The 16,771-nt window shown below is 42.2% G+C and carries 16 protein-coding genes and 3 pseudogenes; 17 read left to right on the top strand and 2 right to left on the bottom strand.

What is annotated here, in order from left to right:
• The first annotated feature begins 16 nt into the window (after positions 1–16).
• The 10 genes from SporoP37_RS16585 to SporoP37_RS17710 all read left to right on the top strand — a co-directional run bounded on the left by SporoP37_RS16585 (position 17) and on the right by SporoP37_RS17710 (position 8,055).
• Positions 17–1,072, top strand: a complete 1,056-nt coding sequence (locus tag SporoP37_RS16585; RefSeq protein ID WP_085431882.1) for a CaiB/BaiF CoA transferase family protein — start codon at positions 17–19, stop codon at positions 1,070–1,072.
• Positions 1,069–1,896: an SDR family NAD(P)-dependent oxidoreductase gene (locus SporoP37_RS16580; RefSeq protein ID WP_232329855.1), complete on the top strand. Its 828-nt coding sequence runs from the start codon at positions 1,069–1,071 to the stop codon at positions 1,894–1,896. The genes SporoP37_RS16585 and SporoP37_RS16580 overlap by 4 nt, the downstream gene beginning before the upstream one ends.
• 33 nt (positions 1,897–1,929) lie before the next feature.
• Positions 1,930–2,880, top strand: a complete 951-nt coding sequence (locus tag SporoP37_RS16575; protein WP_085431881.1) for an MBL fold metallo-hydrolase — start codon at positions 1,930–1,932, stop codon at positions 2,878–2,880.
• A gap of 18 nt (positions 2,881–2,898) precedes the next feature.
• A complete protein-coding gene (locus SporoP37_RS16570) occupies positions 2,899–4,479 on the top strand; it encodes a long-chain-fatty-acid--CoA ligase (protein ID WP_085431880.1) in 1,581 nt (526 codons plus the stop codon).
• Positions 4,480–4,691: 212 nt separating this feature from the next.
• Positions 4,692–5,879 (top strand): lipid-transfer protein, encoded by a 1,188-nt coding sequence (locus tag SporoP37_RS16565; RefSeq protein WP_085431879.1) that lies wholly within the window; start codon positions 4,692–4,694, stop codon positions 5,877–5,879.
• Between the two features lie 15 nt (positions 5,880–5,894).
• Positions 5,895–6,677, top strand: coding sequence for an enoyl-CoA hydratase/isomerase family protein (locus SporoP37_RS16560; protein ID WP_085431878.1), 783 nt, complete (start codon positions 5,895–5,897; stop codon positions 6,675–6,677).
• Between the two features lie 30 nt (positions 6,678–6,707).
• The gene (locus SporoP37_RS16555) at positions 6,708–7,124 is read left to right on the top strand and encodes an FAS1-like dehydratase domain-containing protein (protein WP_085431877.1); all 417 of its coding nucleotides are present in this window, start codon (positions 6,708–6,710) and stop codon (positions 7,122–7,124) included.
• A gap of 18 nt (positions 7,125–7,142) precedes the next feature.
• Positions 7,143–7,520, top strand: a complete 378-nt coding sequence (locus SporoP37_RS16550; protein WP_198160085.1) for a MaoC/PaaZ C-terminal domain-containing protein — start codon at positions 7,143–7,145, stop codon at positions 7,518–7,520.
• A gap of 23 nt (positions 7,521–7,543) precedes the next feature.
• Positions 7,544–7,882, top strand: a complete 339-nt coding sequence (locus SporoP37_RS17715; protein WP_085431875.1) for a nitronate monooxygenase family protein — start codon at positions 7,544–7,546, stop codon at positions 7,880–7,882.
• 8 nt (positions 7,883–7,890) lie between these two features.
• A complete protein-coding gene (locus SporoP37_RS17710) occupies positions 7,891–8,055 on the top strand; it encodes a hypothetical protein (RefSeq protein ID WP_157118669.1) in 165 nt (54 codons plus the stop codon).
• A gap of 91 nt (positions 8,056–8,146) precedes the next feature.
• Here the strand turns inward: SporoP37_RS17710 and SporoP37_RS17500 are convergent.
• A pseudogene (locus SporoP37_RS17500) lies at positions 8,147–8,231 on the bottom strand (electron transfer flavoprotein subunit beta); the annotation flags it as partial.
• Here SporoP37_RS17500 and SporoP37_RS16540 point away from each other — a divergent pair.
• The 7 genes and pseudogenes from SporoP37_RS16540 to SporoP37_RS16510 form a co-directional block, all read left to right on the top strand.
• A pseudogene (locus tag SporoP37_RS16540) lies at positions 8,230–9,068 on the top strand (electron transfer flavoprotein subunit alpha/FixB family protein); the annotation flags it as partial. The pseudogenes SporoP37_RS17500 and SporoP37_RS16540 sit on opposite strands and share 2 nt — an antisense overlap.
• A gap of 30 nt (positions 9,069–9,098) precedes the next feature.
• Positions 9,099–9,380 (top strand): hypothetical protein, encoded by a 282-nt coding sequence (locus SporoP37_RS16535; protein ID WP_085431874.1) that lies wholly within the window; start codon positions 9,099–9,101, stop codon positions 9,378–9,380.
• Complete coding sequence (locus SporoP37_RS16530) at positions 9,377–9,958, top strand: Na+/H+ antiporter NhaC family protein (RefSeq protein WP_335698245.1); 582 nt, start codon at positions 9,377–9,379, stop codon at positions 9,956–9,958. Before SporoP37_RS16535 ends, SporoP37_RS16530 begins: the two co-directional genes overlap by 4 nt.
• Positions 9,959–10,259: 301 nt before the next feature.
• A complete protein-coding gene (locus tag SporoP37_RS16525; RefSeq protein WP_198160084.1) occupies positions 10,260–10,934 on the top strand; it encodes a MerR family transcriptional regulator in 675 nt (224 codons plus the stop codon).
• 119 nt (positions 10,935–11,053) lie between these two features.
• Positions 11,054–11,326, top strand: a pseudogene (locus SporoP37_RS16520) (IS66 family transposase); the annotation flags it as partial.
• Positions 11,327–12,160: 834 nt separating this feature from the next.
• Positions 12,161–13,714, top strand: a complete 1,554-nt coding sequence (locus tag SporoP37_RS16515) for a primase C-terminal domain-containing protein (protein ID WP_085431871.1) — start codon at positions 12,161–12,163, stop codon at positions 13,712–13,714.
• 427 nt (positions 13,715–14,141) lie between these two features.
• Positions 14,142–16,037 carry a MobA/MobL family protein gene (locus SporoP37_RS16510; protein ID WP_085431870.1) on the top strand — a complete coding sequence of 632 codons (1,896 nt, stop codon included), beginning with the start codon at positions 14,142–14,144 and terminating at the stop codon, positions 16,035–16,037.
• Between the two features lie 108 nt (positions 16,038–16,145).
• Here SporoP37_RS16510 and sda read toward each other — a convergent pair whose 3' ends face one another.
• The gene (gene sda, locus SporoP37_RS16505; protein ID WP_099662775.1) at positions 16,146–16,262 is read right to left on the bottom strand and encodes a sporulation histidine kinase inhibitor Sda; all 117 of its coding nucleotides are present in this window, start codon (positions 16,260–16,262) and stop codon (positions 16,146–16,148) included.
• Positions 16,263–16,771: the final 509 nt, after the last annotated feature.

Genomic DNA, 16,771 nt, shown 5'->3' with positions numbered 1-16,771 from the left:
CCACAATCGGAAATGAATGAAAGAGGTGACCGAAGTGAGAATGCTAGAAGGAATAAAGGTTGTGGACTTGACGAATTTATTGCCGGGTCCTTTTGCAACGAATATCCTGGCGGAATTAGGGGCTGAAGTGATAAAAGTGGAGCGACCCGATGGCGGTGACCCGGTTCGTCATATGATACCAGGATTATTTGAAACATTGAATAGACAAAAAACGAGTGTATTGCTCGACTTTAAAAAAAAGAAAGATAAGGAAATCCTCTGGGAACTGATTGAAAGTAGTGATGTATTAATTGAAGGTTTTAGACCAGGGGTTATGGAAAGATTAGGTTTTGGGAAAGAAGATGTTGCAAAACTTAATCCTGAACTCATTTATTGTTCCATCTCAGGCTATGGGCAAAATGGGCCTTACCGTGATCTTCCGGGACATGATTTGAACTATTTGTCGGTCGCTGGTGTCCTTAGCATTAGCGGGCAACCGAATGGCGCTCCAGAGGCTACGGGGGGTGTTCAAATTGCTGATCTCGCTGCATCACTCTATACGACGATTTCAATTTTAGGTGCATTATTGAGTAAGGCCAGGACGAATTCAGGCGGTGTTCATCTCGATGTATCCCTGGCGGAGAGTGCGCTTGCTTTAATGGCTCCCCGCATTGCGGAATACTACGGGAGAAATGAGCCGGCCAAGTCGGATTTTATGAGCCGAGGAGCATACGGTGCATTTCTGACGAAAGATATGAAACATATCTCGATCGCTTGTGTAGAAGAGAAGTTTTGGGAAACCTTTTGCGAAACGGTTGGAATGAAAGAATTTTTACTAGACAATTTGTTTAACAGTTGGACCAAGCGGATGGAAAATGCCGAGATAATTAATCGGAAAATTGAAACGATAATTGCTCAAAAAACGTTGTCCGAGTGGTTGACGATTTTCAAAGATGTGGATTTGCCGGTCAGTCGCGTCAATACGATTAACGATTTGTTGAAAGATCCGCATTTGAAGTATAGGAATGCAATCATCGAAGAAGGAGATCGGATAATGATCCCATATCCAGTAAAGATGATGTTTCAAAAATGATCAAACTAAAGGGTGAATTAATGATGGGGCTATTAGATGGGAAAGTTGCGATTATTACAGGAGCGGGAAGAGGAATTGGAAGAGAAACTGCATTGGTGTTTGCGGAAAATGGCGCAATTGTTGTCATTTCAGATTTGGACACAAAACCTGCGGCTGAAGTGGAAAGCGAAATCGTGAAAAACGGAGGCCAGGCCCTTACGATTTGCGGTGATATTACAAATTCGGAGTTTCCACGTCTATTGATTGAAAAAGCGGTAGAGAAGTTTGGAAGAATCGATATTTTAGTGAATAACGCCGGTGTGACACGTGATAGTTTGATTCATAAAATGACGGACGAAAAGTTTCAACAAGTGCTGGATATTCATTTAGTCGCACCTTTCCGATTAATCCGCGAAGCGGCTCCTTATATGCGAGAAGCAGCAAAAAAGGAAATCGAACAAGGGATTGTGAATTATCGGAAAATCATTAACGTCTCATCAGTTTCAGGTCTTAGGGGAAATGTGGGGCAAGCAAACTATTCGTCTGCCAAAGCGGGAGTTGTCGGATTGACGAAAGTCGTTGCACAGGAATGGGGACGTTATAACATCAATTCAAATGCGGTGGCGTTTGGGTTCATCGAAACGAGGATGACACAATCACTTGAGTCTAGTGAAGACCAGACAGGCGTTCCAGATAAAGTGAGGCAAATATTTATCGACAAAATCCCGCAAAAAAGGACGGGGCAACCACGGGAAGCAGCGGAGGGGATTCTTTACTTAGCTTCTCCATTGTCCAATTATGTGAATGGCCAAGTCTTGCAAATTAACGGTGGTTCTTACACTTGATCCGACAAACAGAGGGGGAAGGGTGGTGATGAGATGTATGAAAAAATCGGACCAATTGAAATTTTTGGAGACAATTCAAGTAAAGTGCCTTTTTGTACGACATTGCTGCTGACGAACAATCAAGATACCGCATTATTGGAATGCGGAGCCGGTTTCGATAGTTTGACGTATATTGAAAAAAACTATTTCGTGCGAGATATTTACTTGACCCATCATCACATCGATCACGTGTGGGGCGTCCCGTTTTTTCCGCAAGCTAATGTGCATATCAATCCGTTTGATTTTGAAAAAGCATCGGATATTTACGCCATTTCGCATGCGGACGGAATGCTAGCATTTCAAGACGAGAAGTCACTTCAAATTTGGTTGAAGCAACAGAAAAACAGGCATTTTGGAGGCATTTCCATCGGAAAACGTACAATTCAGGCGGATTGTATATATCCGATGGATAAGCCGATTGAAATTGCGGGTATCGATGTACATTTTATCCACGCACCGGGCCATTCAGAAGGATATACAGTTCCTTATATTGAAAAATACGGCATTGTCTATGTAGGGGATTTCGACTTGACATCCTTTGGTCCATTTTACAATGAATTGGAAGCCGAAATAGATGATTTCATCAAATCTGCAAAAAAAGTTGGGAACCTTGACGCCAAATATTTTATAACGGGTCATCATAAAGGAATTGTTTCCAAAAAGGAGTACAACGAAAAAGTCGTCGGTTTTTTGAATATCATTGAAAAGCGGCATGAGAAAATTTCCTATTGTATCCGTAAGGGGGTCTCCCCGGATCAATTGATTGAACAAGACGTATTTTATCGGAAAGAACAACGAGAAGGCTCGATTTTACGTTTAAAGAATGAAGTCATCGGGATCTATAAGCATTTACAACTGTTACTACAGGAGGGTGAAGTTTGTACGCAGTTTGTTGATGCGTTTATTCAGAAACATATTGCTAGACCAGAATACTTGAAATGGTAGTGGAAAGGGGCTTGGAAAATGAGAAGAAAGTGGCATGATTTTTATCCAGAAGGGGTTCCTTATGACATAGAAATTCCAACTGATGTGTCTATTTACGATACCTTCGAAGAAGCAGTTAAACAGTCCCCATCATCGATTGCCATCATTGATGAAGAGCTTATGATGACCTATTCTGAATTGCGGGTAGCAACGGAGCGTCTTGCAAAATATTTTTATAAGCGAGGGATGAAAAAAGGAGATCACGTCGCGGTTATGTTACCGAATAGTGCAGAATTCGTCGTGTGCTATTTTGCACTTCAACGGATTGGTTGCACGCAAATCCAAGTAAATACGCTCTACCAGTCGAGCGAACTTTCCCATATTTTGAATGATAGTGAGGCAAAATGGATTGTATGTGATGACGCTCAAGTCCCTAAATTGAATGCAATCGAATTGTGGACAGATATTGAAAAAAATGTTTTTGACGCGGAGAGGGATTTATTTCAACGTATCTGCTTTCGTGATGAGGAGACAGCAAGCATCCAATTGCCGAATGTACCAATCAATCCGATGGAGGACGTCGCCATCATTCAATACACAGGCGGTACAACCGGTAATGCAAAAGGTGTCATGCTTACGCATTATAACATTGTGGGGTATATCATTCAAAATCGTGTATTCTACTTTTTAAAGCAAAAAGAAGAGATTACACTTGGCAATACACCAATGGCTCATGTGATGGGGATTGGCTATCTTAATATTACGATCGCATTGGGTGGCACGTATATTATTGTGAGACGTTTCAATATCCCGAAAGTGAAAGAATTGCTGTTCAAATATGCTCCCACTATTTTTATCGGCGCGCCTACCATTTATATTGCTTTGCTGAACAGTGAGGAAATTGAGGATGATGATTTAAGAAGTTTGAAAATATGTACATGCGGAACAGCGCCGTTACCGTTGGAAGTGATCAAAGAATTTGAAGAACGTTCTGGTGCGCAAATTATGGAGGGATATGGAATGTCGGAAGTCCTTGTCACGCATCGCAATCCACTATCGCAAAAAAAGACGGGCAGTATCGGGATTCCAGTTCCAGGCGTCGATTGCAAAGTCGTCGAGCTGGAAGATCGAAATGTGGAAGTTCCCGTTGGCGAAGAAGGGGAACTTCTGATCAAAGGACCGCAAGTGATGAAGGGGTACTGGAACAATCCAGATGAAACCGCACAAGTATTGATCGACGGCTGGATGGCAACGGGCGACATTGCAGTTATGGATGATGATGGCTATTTCTACATTGTTGGAAGAAAAAAGGATTTGATCATTGCAAGCGGCTATAATATTTATCCGATAGAGGTGGAAAATGTAGTATATGAACATCCTGCCGTATTTGAAGCGTGTGTGTTTGGCGTAACAGATTCGTATCGTGGAGAAACGGTTAAATGTGTTATTGTGCTGAAAGAAGGCCAAAAGATGACTGAAGAAGAAATCATATCCTTTTGCAAAAAAAGGCTTGCAACGTATAAAGTGCCGAAAACTTTCGAATTCAGAGAATCTCTTCCTAAAACAGCAGTCGGTAAAATATTGAAAATGCAACTGATGGAAGATGAATTAATGAAATGAAACTAGCTTAAATGGTAACTGAATGTTACTGTTTAGGCTTTTTTATTGCTATATATTGAGTATATGTGGAGTTGACAATAAAAACTAGCTTCTTTGTAGGCTTCATACATAGTAAGAAGTGTAGAGCAAACGATATAGTAATAGTAATCTTTGGAATTAAGGAATAATGATATAAGTAAAAAAGTCTATATTCATAAAAGGAGGATACGTGCATGAAAAGAAAAGTTAAAGTGATCGGCGTTGATATGGTGAAGTTTGTAAAGCCTGGTATGCAGGATCCATATGAAGTGATGGCATCCAAAGCGATTAAAGGCGCAATTGAAGACGCGGGAATTGAGTTTAAAGAAATAGAACATGCCTATGCCAGTTATGTTTATGGTGACAGCACTTCTGGACAAGCGGCCTTGTATAAAGTCGGGGTAAGCGGGATACCTGTTTTTAATGTCAATAATAATTGTTCATCCGGCTCCACTGCACTATTTCTGGCTCGTCAGGCAATCGAAAACGGTATTGTTGAATGTGCGCTCGCATTCGGTTTCGAAGAGATGAAGCCTGGAGCGCTTTCGACAGTGTACGGAGATCGAACAACGCCGATGAAGGCATTTGTCGATCGATTAGAAGAATTGATGCCCAATTATTCTTTAGAATCTCCACGCGCAGCTAGAATGTTCGGATCTGGCGGAATGGAATATATCGAAAAATACGGGGCGAACCCGGATATCTTCTCTAAAGTGGCGGTGAAGACACGTAGTCACGCCATTCATAATCCTTACTCCATGTTCGACAAGCCTTTGACCATCGAAGAAGTGCAGAATTCACCAATGGTTTTCCCTCCCTATCTGACAAGATTCTGTGCATGCCCACCATCTTGCGGTGCCGCGGCTGCAATTATCTGCAGCGAGGATTTTGCGAAAAAGCATGGGCATGATGATGCTGTCGAAATTATCGCCCAGGCGATGGCTACAGATAACGAGTTGACGTTTACAACGGGTGCCATGAATTTGGTAGGAGCGGACATGACGAAAAGGGCCGCGAGCCAAGTATTCGAACAGGCTGGTATCGGCGTAGAAGATATTGATGTCATCGAACTGCATGACTGCTTCACCCCGAACGAAGTGATCACCTATGAAGGGCTTGGCCTTTGCGAAGAGGGCGGAGCCGAAAAGTTCATCAATGACGGTGACAATACGTACGGTGGAAAGTACGTTGTCAATCCTTCAGGTGGTTTGATGTCCAAAGGCCATCCAATTGGAGCGACCGGTTTGGCGCAATGTACTGAATTAGTCTGGCAGCTTCGAGGAGTGACCGGGAAAAGACAAGTGGATAATGCGCATGTAGCTTTGCAACACAACCTTGGTCTTGGCGGTGCGGTCGTTGTGACGATGTACAAGAAATCATGATGGGGGGATGGCCCAATGCAGTATGAACAGTATCATTCAATCGACATCCAGATGGATGGAGCGGTCTGTATTGTTTCATTGAACAAACCTAAATTGCGTAATGCGCTTGCCGAGGAGATGCGAGAAGAATTGAAGGACTTCTTCCGAATGGTAGGTGACGACCATTCGATTCGGTCAATTGTTATGACAGGCAAAGGAAGCGTATTTTCTGCTGGCGGCGATTTAAAAACTCTTCAACAATTAGACTCTAATGAGATTCAAAATAGAATGGAAAAAAGCCAAGAACTGATTCAAATTATGCTTCGTCTACAAAAACCGATCATCGCAGCAGTCCACGGTGCAGCTGCAGGCGCCGGCTTTAGCTTAGCACTTGCGTGCGATATGATTTTCGCAGCGAAATCAGCGTTCTTCGTACAAAGCTTTATTAAAATCGCCGTTGTTCCCGATTTAGGGGCGCTACATTTCCTCCCGAAACTAATTGGTCGGCATAAAGCGATGGAGCTGATGCTTCTAGGGGAGAAAGTGCATGCAGATGAAATGCAGAAGCTCGGCGTTGTCAATCGTGTAGTTGAAGATGAAGAGCTTTTCGAGGAAACATTGCGTGTTGCGAGGCAAATGGCGGAAAATCCAGCATTGTCGATGGGGCTTATTAAACAAATGGCAACCTCAGGTACGTTGGAAGAATTGGAAAAGACGTTCGAAGCTGAAAAGCAGTCACAAAGCATCTGTTTCGAATCCGACGACTTCGAAGAAGGGGTGCAAGCGTTTTTCGAAAAACGAAAACCCGTCTATCATTGATACTTTACACGGGAAAAGGAGGGAACTTGCTTGGTCTATGCTGATCAGCGTTTAGAACAAATCAAAAATACGAAGTTTGATACATTCACTTTTACGATTGAAAAAGGAAAGATAAAGGAATTCGCTATCGCTCTAGGCTATAACAGTGAAAGTTACTTAAATGGTGATGCTTTGCCGCCGACTTTTTCGACTGTCGTTGAATTTTGGGGCGGGCAAATTTCCATTTCAAAAGTTCTCGGCTTGAACTTGCCCAAAGTGCTGCACGGGGAGCAAAGTTACGATTATTTTGGCGTGATAAGAGTAGGGGATGAAATCGTCGTTCATTCGGAGGTCGAAAAAGTTTTTACGAAAGCAAAGATGAATTTTATCGTGTTGACAAAGAAATTTATAAATCAGCACGGGGAATTGGTGCTTATAAGCCGCTCAACAATTATTGAAAGACATTAGGAGGCGATTGGTTTGACGATGAGCAGGCATTTAGAAACGTTGCAGAAAGAAGAGATCACTCATACACAGATCGTCCGGTATGCAGGTGCGTCAGGGGATTTCAACCCGATCCATACAGTCGTCCCTTTTGCGCAAGAGGCGGGGTTGGGCGACGTCATCGCACATGGAATGATGATTATGGGATTTGTCGGCCAGGCGATTGACGGATGGTTCCCAACGGACCAATTGGAAAATTTCACTGCTCGTTTCAAGGCGATGACAAGGCCTGGCGAAAAGATTATTGTCAATGGTTGTGTTACGAACGATATAGGCGACTGGTTGCATTGTGTAGCAACTGCAGCCAATGAAGCGGGAGAAGTGAAAGTGGAAGCCAAGTTTACAATTCGCATCCAGTAATAGAAGGAAGGGGGTTGGACATATTGGATGGGAGGGAAAAGAAGATAATCGGGAAGACAACCATACCGGTCATCATGGCACCAATGTTCCTTGTCTCGAGCCCACAATCTGTCATCGAAGCATGCAAAGCGGGGATCATCGGAACATCCCCCCTGTTGAATGCACGGAGTCCCGAAGCACTGGGAAATTGGTTTCAGACGATTCGTGAAGCGTTAGATCCAGTGAAACACAATCCGTCGGACATCATTTCGCCATGGGGAGTCAATTTTATTGTACATAAGACGAACAGCCGGCTAGGCGATTCGAAAATACGAGCCTCCGATTGTCATTACTTCACTTGGCAATCCGCAGACGGTGGTTGATATCGTCCATGAGTACGGAGGTGTTGTTCCTGTCGGATGTTATCTCCACCAAGTATGCCCGAAAAGCAGCAAAAGCGGGAGTGGATGGGCTCATCCTCGTCTGCAACGGTGCAGGTGGTCATGGCGGCACACTGAACCCTTTTGCATTTGTGGGGAAAGTACGGCGATTTTAGAAAGGGCTTACAATTATAGCGGGCAGCAAAAACGGAAACGTTGAAAGTATACTTGACGCCACAAAAAGCGGCAGGTCGCGTACTGGAAGGCGACCGGCTTTGTCCGCACCCATCGCGAGTGCTGTGCGCAGTTGCTTTTCCGCTTCCTCTTCGCCGAGTGTCAAGACCGTCACTTCGGTAACGGAAGAATTGATTCATTATGGGGCGGACCGTGTTGTAACGGTGGAACACCCACATTTGAAACATTACACATCGGATGGTTATAGTCAAGGATTCATGGCGGTGTAAGAACAGGAAAAACCAGAAGCGATCGTTTTCGGCCATACGGCGCTCGGGAAAGATTTGTCGCCGAAAATCGCTAGTAAACTCTCAACCGGTTTGATCTCCGACGTGACAGCGATTGAAGGAGAAGAAGATAATGCGCTTTTCATCCGCGCTATATTTTCAGGAAAAGCGTTCGAGAAAGTGAAGAATAAGGATGGCATGCCGTTCTTCACCATCCGTCCAAACAACATCGCTTCACTTGAAAAAGACGGCAGTCGTACTGGCGACATTACTTCCTTGTCGATCGATATTACTAATCTCCGTACGGTCATCAAAGAAGTGGTGCGCAAATGGGAGAGGGTGTCGATCTTTCAGAAGCAAAAGTGGTTATCGCGGGCGGTCGGGGTGTGAAAAGTGCAGACGGATTCAAGCCGTTGCAAGAGTTGGCAAATCTTCTCGGTGGTGCAGTCGGCGCATCCCGTGGTGCATGTGACGCGGATTACTGTGATTACTCCTTGCAGATTGGGCAAACAGGTAAAGTCGTTACGCCGGATTTATACATCGCAACAGGAATTTCGGGAGCAATCCAGCATATAGCGGGGATATCCAACTCGAAAATAATCGTTGCTATCAATAAGGATCCGGAAGCAAACATCTTCAAAGTGGCAGACTACGGCATTGTGGGCGATCTATTTGAGGTTATCCCAATGATGATTGAAGAAATCAAACAGTTACATATTCATGCATAACACCTACCCTACCTTCAAGGGATCAAGTATGTGAATGGGGCAACAGCGGATATGACTCAATTATTAAGCGGTATTCAAGAGACGGAAGTGGCGACGGATCGTATTATCGATGCGGTGGAAGAATTGAATAAGGCGGCGGATCAGTTGATTCGACAAAAGTATCATTCATCTGCACATAAAAGAATACAATCAAAATCAGCTTTCAAACGAGTAGTTAACTCGAATGAAAAGCTGATTTTCCTGTTATACCGGGTTGCTTGTAATAGTGAATACGATGAAGTTGAGGAATGTATATGTCGAATGGAAAATTGAGAAAAAGGGGTTTTTTGCCTTTTTTGCTGTTTGTTGTATTTGTTGTCCTGTTTATTGGTTCAAGGATTATGACGAAAGACTTTTCCAATATGCCTTTGAACGTGGTGATGCTTATAGGGGCTGCTGTGGCGCTCGTAATGAATCGGCGAGAGACGTTCAGTAAAAAGATCGATATTTTTATGAAGCATGCGGGGCATCCGAATATCATTTTAATGGCTGTTATTTTTCTTTTGGCGGGTGTCTTTGCGGGCGTGGCAAAAGGGATGGGGGCCGTTGAATCAACGGTCAATCTGGGTTTGTCATTGTTGCCCACAAATTTGCTTATTGTCGGCTTGTTTGTCATCGGCGGTTTCATTTCGATTTCGATGGGAACGTCAATGGACACGATTGTCGTGTTGGCTCCGATTGGGGTAGGAATTGCCGACCAAACGGGCATCTCTGTAGCACTCGCCATGGCAACGGTCATTATTGGCGCGATGTTTAGGGATAATTTGTCGATGATATCAGATACGACGATTGCGGCGGTCAGGACGCAACAAACCAAGTTCAAAGTGAACTTCTTCCGGGTGCGATACTGACGATGATTCTCCTTGCCCTATTGTCGCATGGCAATTCAGCAGAACTTTTTTTAAGTGTCATAACTGAAAAATTATAACGCCGATAGGCTAATACAGTAGCATCAAGGAATTAAAAGATGTCTTAACATAGAGGGGAAACGAGCTTTAAAAGGTATAAAGGTCCGTGTTTTTCTAGTGATTTTAACATTCCAAGTATCTACACATTTTAAATGTAAATCAGGTGTATCCAGGAAGGTTTTTCTCTCTCTAACGTTGAATAAGTCATTGGGGTGATGTTATGGACAACGTTATCGAAGCAAGCATGAAAACCAGTGAAATAGCTAGCAGATTGGGGTTAGAGACCGTTACTATACGTAAGTACTGTCTTGAATTGGAGAAGCGGGGATTTGTCTTTCAGCGTAACGATGGGAAGAATAGAGACTTCACAAGTGATGACTTACATGCACTTTCACAGATGAAACATTTGATTGAGGTGGCCAAGATGAGCCGGATCGCAGCTGCCAACGTTGTGGTCGCTGGTCATGGGACTCCTAATGATATGTTGAATGAACCACCGTCCGTTTCCGTATCGTTGGTTAAAACCGATGAAACGATGGGAATGGACGAGGTGCAACGTTACTTAGAACAACAAGACGACCTTATTCGTAACGTTCAAGACGTCAATAATGCAGTGATTTTAATGAAAGAAATGATGGTAGGATTTCAACAGCAGCTAGCGACAGTGTCAGAAGAGAATCATGCCCTAAAGGAAGTCAAAAGAAGCCAGTACACCACTGAATTTCTGACTGTCCATAGGCTTAAAATCAAACTTAGGAAAGAAGCTGAAGCTTTATGGCAACTGGAGCCAGAAGAGAAACGGCTTATTAAAAGATGGTTCCGCAAATCAGAAGAAAATCACATAGAGAAAGACAGGTTTATTCAGAAATTTGTTGATGCAAACCTTGAAAAGTCATTAAAAACCGAAATAAATTACTGAAAAAACAACGAAATACCTTTAACACGGTAATGAACGATAAAAATGATTAAAAGTGAAATATGCTCTTTTGTCTAGAATGCAGGCGTCTACTCCTGTTGGAATAACGTCTTGGATGAAGGGATGACGGCCGAATCGAAATCGACAACAATCCTGCTGAAAATGCCATCCGTCCTAATGTGATCGGTCGAAAAAACTGGATGCATTCCGTTAGCGAAGCCGGCGCAAGGGCAAACGCAAACGCTATTTGTTTAAGTCTCGCAGAGACGGCAAAGAGTAATGGTATCGACTTCTATGAATATCTAAAGAAGCTGCTTACAGATCTGCCAAATCTGGATATCCATCAACATCCTAAAACTTTAGATCAGTATTTAGAAAATCCAAGCCACGTGTAGCACACCATAAAATAAGCCGCCTATTCGATTTGAAAAATCGTCATAGACGGCTATTTGTGCGTCTAAACAAGTGCGTTTTTTATAATTCGGGCTTACTATCATTCCTCAGTTTTCCTTTGTAACAAAAATGTAATATAACGCCAACTTCCTCACGGAAGTAGAAATTTCCACTTTTCCACTTCTGTAAGAAACCCATCTACTTAAATAAAGTAGAAATTTCTACTTTTGAAATATATACTCATTTCATTGAATGTCATGAAAACTCTAATACGAGCGTGTATTGGGCTTTTTTTTTTACATTTTTATCAATTAAAAAGTCACTTCTACTTCGCAAAGGTGGAAAAGTGGAAGTTTGCAATTTCTACCTAAATCCAACTTCCTCACAAAAGTAGAAAACAATAAAATTCGACAAAGCTGCTGTCTAATATGGATTATTTATGAGTTTACAAGTCTATTTGTATGTGTTTAAGTAAGTAGTAATCAAGCAGTAGACAAAATAAAAAGCCATTCCTATTTGTCTTTGGCCGGACAAGGAATGACTCAGATGTTTTTAACAACTAAATAAGTGAGCGTCCAAGACGTCTTATCCAAATTGAATAAAAGAGCGTCCATAAGTTAGCTGGTAACTGACTTATCGTCGTTAAAATATTGCTATAATCACTTCATGGTGTGCTGGTAACACGCCATAAGCTAATTTTAGATTATGTTGATTATAGCAATGGCAGACCTTTATTTCAATACACTTGCATTGAAATTATGAGTAAGTGCTTTTTTAAGTGCGCCTTTTAACGAGATAGCTATGGACGCTCACCGATAGAGGGGAAGTATTTGTCCATGGCTATTTGTGCATTCTCAGAGAAAAAGTCAGAGGAAGAGCTGGCTCAAATATATAATGTGTTACTTCATGAGGGCATCACGACTTTTAAAACAAAACAGTCCAAGGCGAGTTTACCGACTCGTGTTACTGTAGAAAAGCAAGATCGAGTACATAGAAAAGGCGCAGTCTTTGTCGTGCGTGACAAAGCTCACTTCACAGCAAACGGAGTGCGTGGCTATATCGTCACGTCCAAAGAAACCTTACTGGAAGATGCTCAGGCATTGACGCACTTCACGCCAAACGTTTACCGCACATTTGGCTATACAGATGAAAATCGCCGGTATATCCATGGATTTGAAGAACGGAATTTACAGCAAATCAATACATTTGTCGTGGATATTGACACGAAGAAGTACACCGTAAATGAACTGCTCTTAACGTGTATGGACAACTCTATTGGATTACCGACTCTTATCGTCGAATCAACACGTGGCTATCAGTTGTATTTTGCTTTGCAGCAGCCGTTCTTTATTTCGCCTAAAAATAATTTCCGCGGCTTGAAAGTGGCCAAGCGTATTAGTGATAATTTAAAGCAAAGTCTGCAAGCAGTAGAGGCAGATGTTTTTTGCAATGACTTTGGGTTCTTCCGTCTACCAAATGCGACAAATATCGTTTATGCGGGGCTTGATAATGTGTATGCTGTTGGATCCCTCATTGATTGGTCGATGCGTCAGGACGACAACAAAGATCGCCCATTATTTGTCCTGGCAACGAAACGATTGGCTAGCAGTGTTTTAGAAAGTGATTGGTTCGATGCGCTTGTCCATACCGTGAATATTAACGGAGATAAAGGAAAGCCGGGACGCAACAATACGTTGTTCACCCTTGCGTTAATCGGTTATAGCGAAGGGTGGAATATGGAGCGGACAGAAAACTTTTTAGACGAGTTTAACGCGCGCCTGGAAGCCCCTCTGAATGCATCTGATTTACATACAATCCTGCAGTCGGCATATTCAGGGAAATACCATGGACCGAGTAAAGAATATGTAGAGGCATTATTGGCCCTTCACGTAAAAAATGGTGCGTCTTACAAGGTATCACTCGGACATAGATGCTGGTATAAGTTCAAGAAGGCAAGAGAAGATCGTCAGCGCAGTCATTATGACGAATGGGAGGATGACATCATTGAATACATAACGGCTCAGAAACAGACGACAGAGCCGTTTATTTGGCTTACTCAAAAAGAGATGTGCGAAGCAATCGGTATCCCTCAAAGTACATTGAATGTGTTGCTGAATAGTTCTACAAAACTAATCAAAACTGTCACTGGAAAAGGACGTGCTAGTAAAACCGGTTGGACAACCGTGCAGCTGTTCATTACCTATACCCTCGATCTTTTAAGAGCGCAAACGGATACGTACACAACTTATGTACATCAAATCATCGAAGCACATGTAACTGCACTTGAGCCAATTGCAGGCTATCAGAAACTCATCCAAAAACTAAGCCTCTTAAAAGTACTACCCGACAAGTATAGCCCTGCACTCTCCTCGCTCGATAGCTCAGGATAAATTAATACTCCAGTCTGCCCTACATATTTCTAATTACGTATTTCTAAGGGTAGTAGATGGAATGCTAATATTATCGGTAGATGGATTATTAGAAGGGGTTCTGAAGGGGAGCAGAGCACACAGCGGGAGGCGTTCCACAGTCCAGCTTGCTGGCGAGGACCTTTGGGTTTTTTTGAAAGATTCAATTGAAAAAACTACCTATCAAAAGTAGAAATTTCTACCTTCGTTAAGTAGTTTTATTGAAGCGTTCTGGACGTTTATTAATGATGAATTGGCTAAATAACTTGAGCATTTCTTCTGTTTCTTCAATGGATAAATGATATGTATCAAGATAATGATTAAGAAGCTTTCCTTTTTGAATTAACAAGGTGGTGTGTTGCTGTTTGTTTTTAGTGTATTGTAGACGATTGAGTTTAAGTTCCAACTTATGCCAGATTGGTGTGTGGATCGGGAACGTTTATGGAATGAAGTTGAAAATATTGAAAAGACAAAGAACGCGCAACTAGCTCGTGAGTTTACAGTAGTACTTCCTATTGAATTATCGAATCAACAGCAAAAAGAGTTATTAAAGCACTTTGTACAAGAAATGTTTGTTGATGAAGGGATGGTAGCAGATATTGCGATTCATCGTGATGATGCTAAGAATCCTCATGCGCATGTCATGTTAACGATGCGTTCATTTTTAAAAGATGGCAGCTGGGGAGCCAAGTCGAAAAAAGAATATATTTTAGATGAAGATGGAGAATCATTATATACAGCGAGTGGCGCAAAGAAGTCTCGGAAGATTGATATGAATGACTGGAATAAAAGAGAGAAAATACAGGAGTGGCGTCAGGCATGGGCACTCTATGCGAATCAGCATTTGGCACTTGCCGGTGTGGCTGTTGAAATTACAGAGAAGTCACATGCAGAGTTAGGCTTGGAACAAGAGCCGATGATTCATGAAGGTTACGTTGCCCGTAAAATGGAACAGGAGGGGCGTTCTTCAGATCGTGTGGAAATCAATCGGCAAGTGAAAGCGCGTAATGAAAAAGTGGTTTCTCTGCGAGAGGTGGATGAGAAACTGACGAATCTAGAAAATCATCAGATGATTTTACAGGCACTATCGCCAATGGAAAAAAAGGAACTCGGTGAGCTGTCGAAAGTGTTGAAAATGTATGTGAAGCCGGAGTCATTGGCTGATAAAAGAAGGATGCTCTATTTATGGGATGTGAAGCTACAGGTCCAAGTAGATCTCGGGTTATTCAATGAGTCAAGTTATAAAGGATATCAGGCGCAAGAGGAGGCTTTCCAGCGTGCTGAGGAGGTTTTCAATCGCGAGGCAGACCGATTGACTGTGAAGTATTATCCAACGCTAGAAACGAGTCAGTGGACGTCTTATGAGAAGCGAGCGCTAATCAATGAAACGGCTCGTCTGGATCGAACTTTAAATGAGTTGGAAATTAAGGAAACATTGTTGCAGGCGCGCGAGGAAGAAGTGGTGGAGCAAATCCAGTCGATTTTAAAACAACCGATCACGACTGTAATAGAAGCGCAGGAGCGTTTACAAGCTGTGCAAACGCGTGCGGCAATTTTTATGCAACAGCAGGGAGTATCGCTTCAACAGAAGGCATCTATGGATCGTTTATCTCCCGCTGAAAAAGAGAACTTTGAAAATATGCTGAAGGAAATCAAAAGACTGCAACTGGCATTGCGTTTATTTGGGTCTTATTATGACGAGCGCATTCATTTGCGGATGCCAAGTTTAGATTTATCGGATAAATCGTTAGTTGAGCGTGAGTGGTTGATGACGGCAATGGATTACTACGGAGAAGCTTTTACAAAAGAACGATTGACCAATTTTCCAAGTGAGCCACCGAAGAAATATAAGAAAGAGCAATTAGTAGTTGTGCCCGATTATGTACGAGTGAAACGAGCATATGATGTAGCCGTTTTACGAGGAGAACAGGTGTCCGCGCAAGAGTTGCTGCGAGTACAGAAAGGAATGGACCTAGAATTATTGAAGGATTTGGCACACCCTCGTTATCAGACTTTCGTGTTGAGTGATTGTGTGGCAGAAGATATTTTGTCCGGAAAGAACGCGAGTGCTTTTTTAGCAGCTGTAGAAGTGGCAACAGATCAAGGACCTGTTTTTTACAATGACACGTTCGGAGGGAAACAAATGAATGTCTACAGTTCCCAAACGTTATTTGAGCAATTTTTCAAAGGAAAAGCAATCGATCGGATATTGGATGAGTTGAATTATGAGGAATTTGAAAAATTAAAGGCGCAGCAGAAACAAATGAAGCAACAGAAAAAGATGTACCAAAGAAGAAGATCGTAAATTTTGTTTAACATTTCGATTATTACGTAGTTAATTAGAAAGCTAAGATAGTATTATGGAGTGAAACAGGAAATAATCTATAATTACTTAATAAAAAACGCCGTAATATCATAAATTGCGGCGTTTGATTTCTTCTTCCAGCAACCTAATAAACTCACGATCTAAATCGAACTTAACGGCTTTATCATAAGCTTCAAGAAGTTCTTTGTCTGATAGTATTTCCAATTGACACCTCATATATTGTGTTATTATTTTTCATTTTATTCCCTATAAATCGTTGGGGAAAACGTCCATAACGATTGGCACGTGCAAAACTAATTAAAATGAAAGAACCATGTGAAACCAAGTTACAAGAACTTTGGTTTCACGCGGTTTTAATTTTGCTCTTCTTGTTAATTGTGATAGAGCTTCAACTTATGTGTCCCGACCTTTTTCGGGGTATGGCATATTTCTTGGGATCACATTACGGGAGCTTGCCATTTACCTATTGCCTCCTGTGGTGATTGGATTCATCATTCTTGCGCTACCCCCTCATAATGTGTGGCTAATGCTTTTCAAGTTGATGCTAATTTTAATTGTACTCATTATGATTTTGGCATTTCTCTCATCTCGCCCGATTCGCTACCGACAAAACATTCGGTTTCAGGATTATTTGAAATTACGAACTGATTATAAACAGAGACAGAAGCTCTTTTACACGCGAAGGAAGAAGGAGCGTTTCTTTAGATGAGGTG

The sequence above is a fragment of the Sporosarcina sp. P37 genome, assembly GCF_002109365.1.
GTDB lineage: Bacteria > Bacillota > Bacilli > Bacillales_A > Planococcaceae > Sporosarcina.
Note: the sequence above shows the minus strand (reverse complement) of the source record. Positions and strands in the feature narration are given on the sequence as shown.

Coding starts and splice junctions, on each gene's coding strand:
- SporoP37_RS16580 (WP_232329855.1), top strand. CDS start 1,069: ATGATCAAACTAAAGGGTGAATTAATGATGGGGCTATTAGATGGGAAA.
- SporoP37_RS16570 (WP_085431880.1), top strand. CDS start 2,899: ATGAGAAGAAAGTGGCATGATTTTTATCCAGAAGGGGTTCCTTATGAC.
- SporoP37_RS16515 (WP_085431871.1), top strand. CDS start 12,161: ATGGCTATTTGTGCATTCTCAGAGAAAAAGTCAGAGGAAGAGCTGGCT.
- SporoP37_RS16510 (WP_085431870.1), top strand. CDS start 14,142: ATGCCAGATTGGTGTGTGGATCGGGAACGTTTATGGAATGAAGTTGAA.
- SporoP37_RS17710 (WP_157118669.1), top strand. CDS start 7,891: ATGAGTACGGAGGTGTTGTTCCTGTCGGATGTTATCTCCACCAAGTAT.
- SporoP37_RS16550 (WP_198160085.1), top strand. CDS start 7,143: ATGAGCAGGCATTTAGAAACGTTGCAGAAAGAAGAGATCACTCATACA.
- SporoP37_RS16560 (WP_085431878.1), top strand. CDS start 5,895: ATGCAGTATGAACAGTATCATTCAATCGACATCCAGATGGATGGAGCG.
- SporoP37_RS16525 (WP_198160084.1), top strand. CDS start 10,260: ATGAAAACCAGTGAAATAGCTAGCAGATTGGGGTTAGAGACCGTTACT.
- SporoP37_RS16565 (WP_085431879.1), top strand. CDS start 4,692: ATGAAAAGAAAAGTTAAAGTGATCGGCGTTGATATGGTGAAGTTTGTA.
- SporoP37_RS16575 (WP_085431881.1), top strand. CDS start 1,930: ATGTATGAAAAAATCGGACCAATTGAAATTTTTGGAGACAATTCAAGT.
- SporoP37_RS16585 (WP_085431882.1), top strand. CDS start 17: ATGAAAGAGGTGACCGAAGTGAGAATGCTAGAAGGAATAAAGGTTGTG.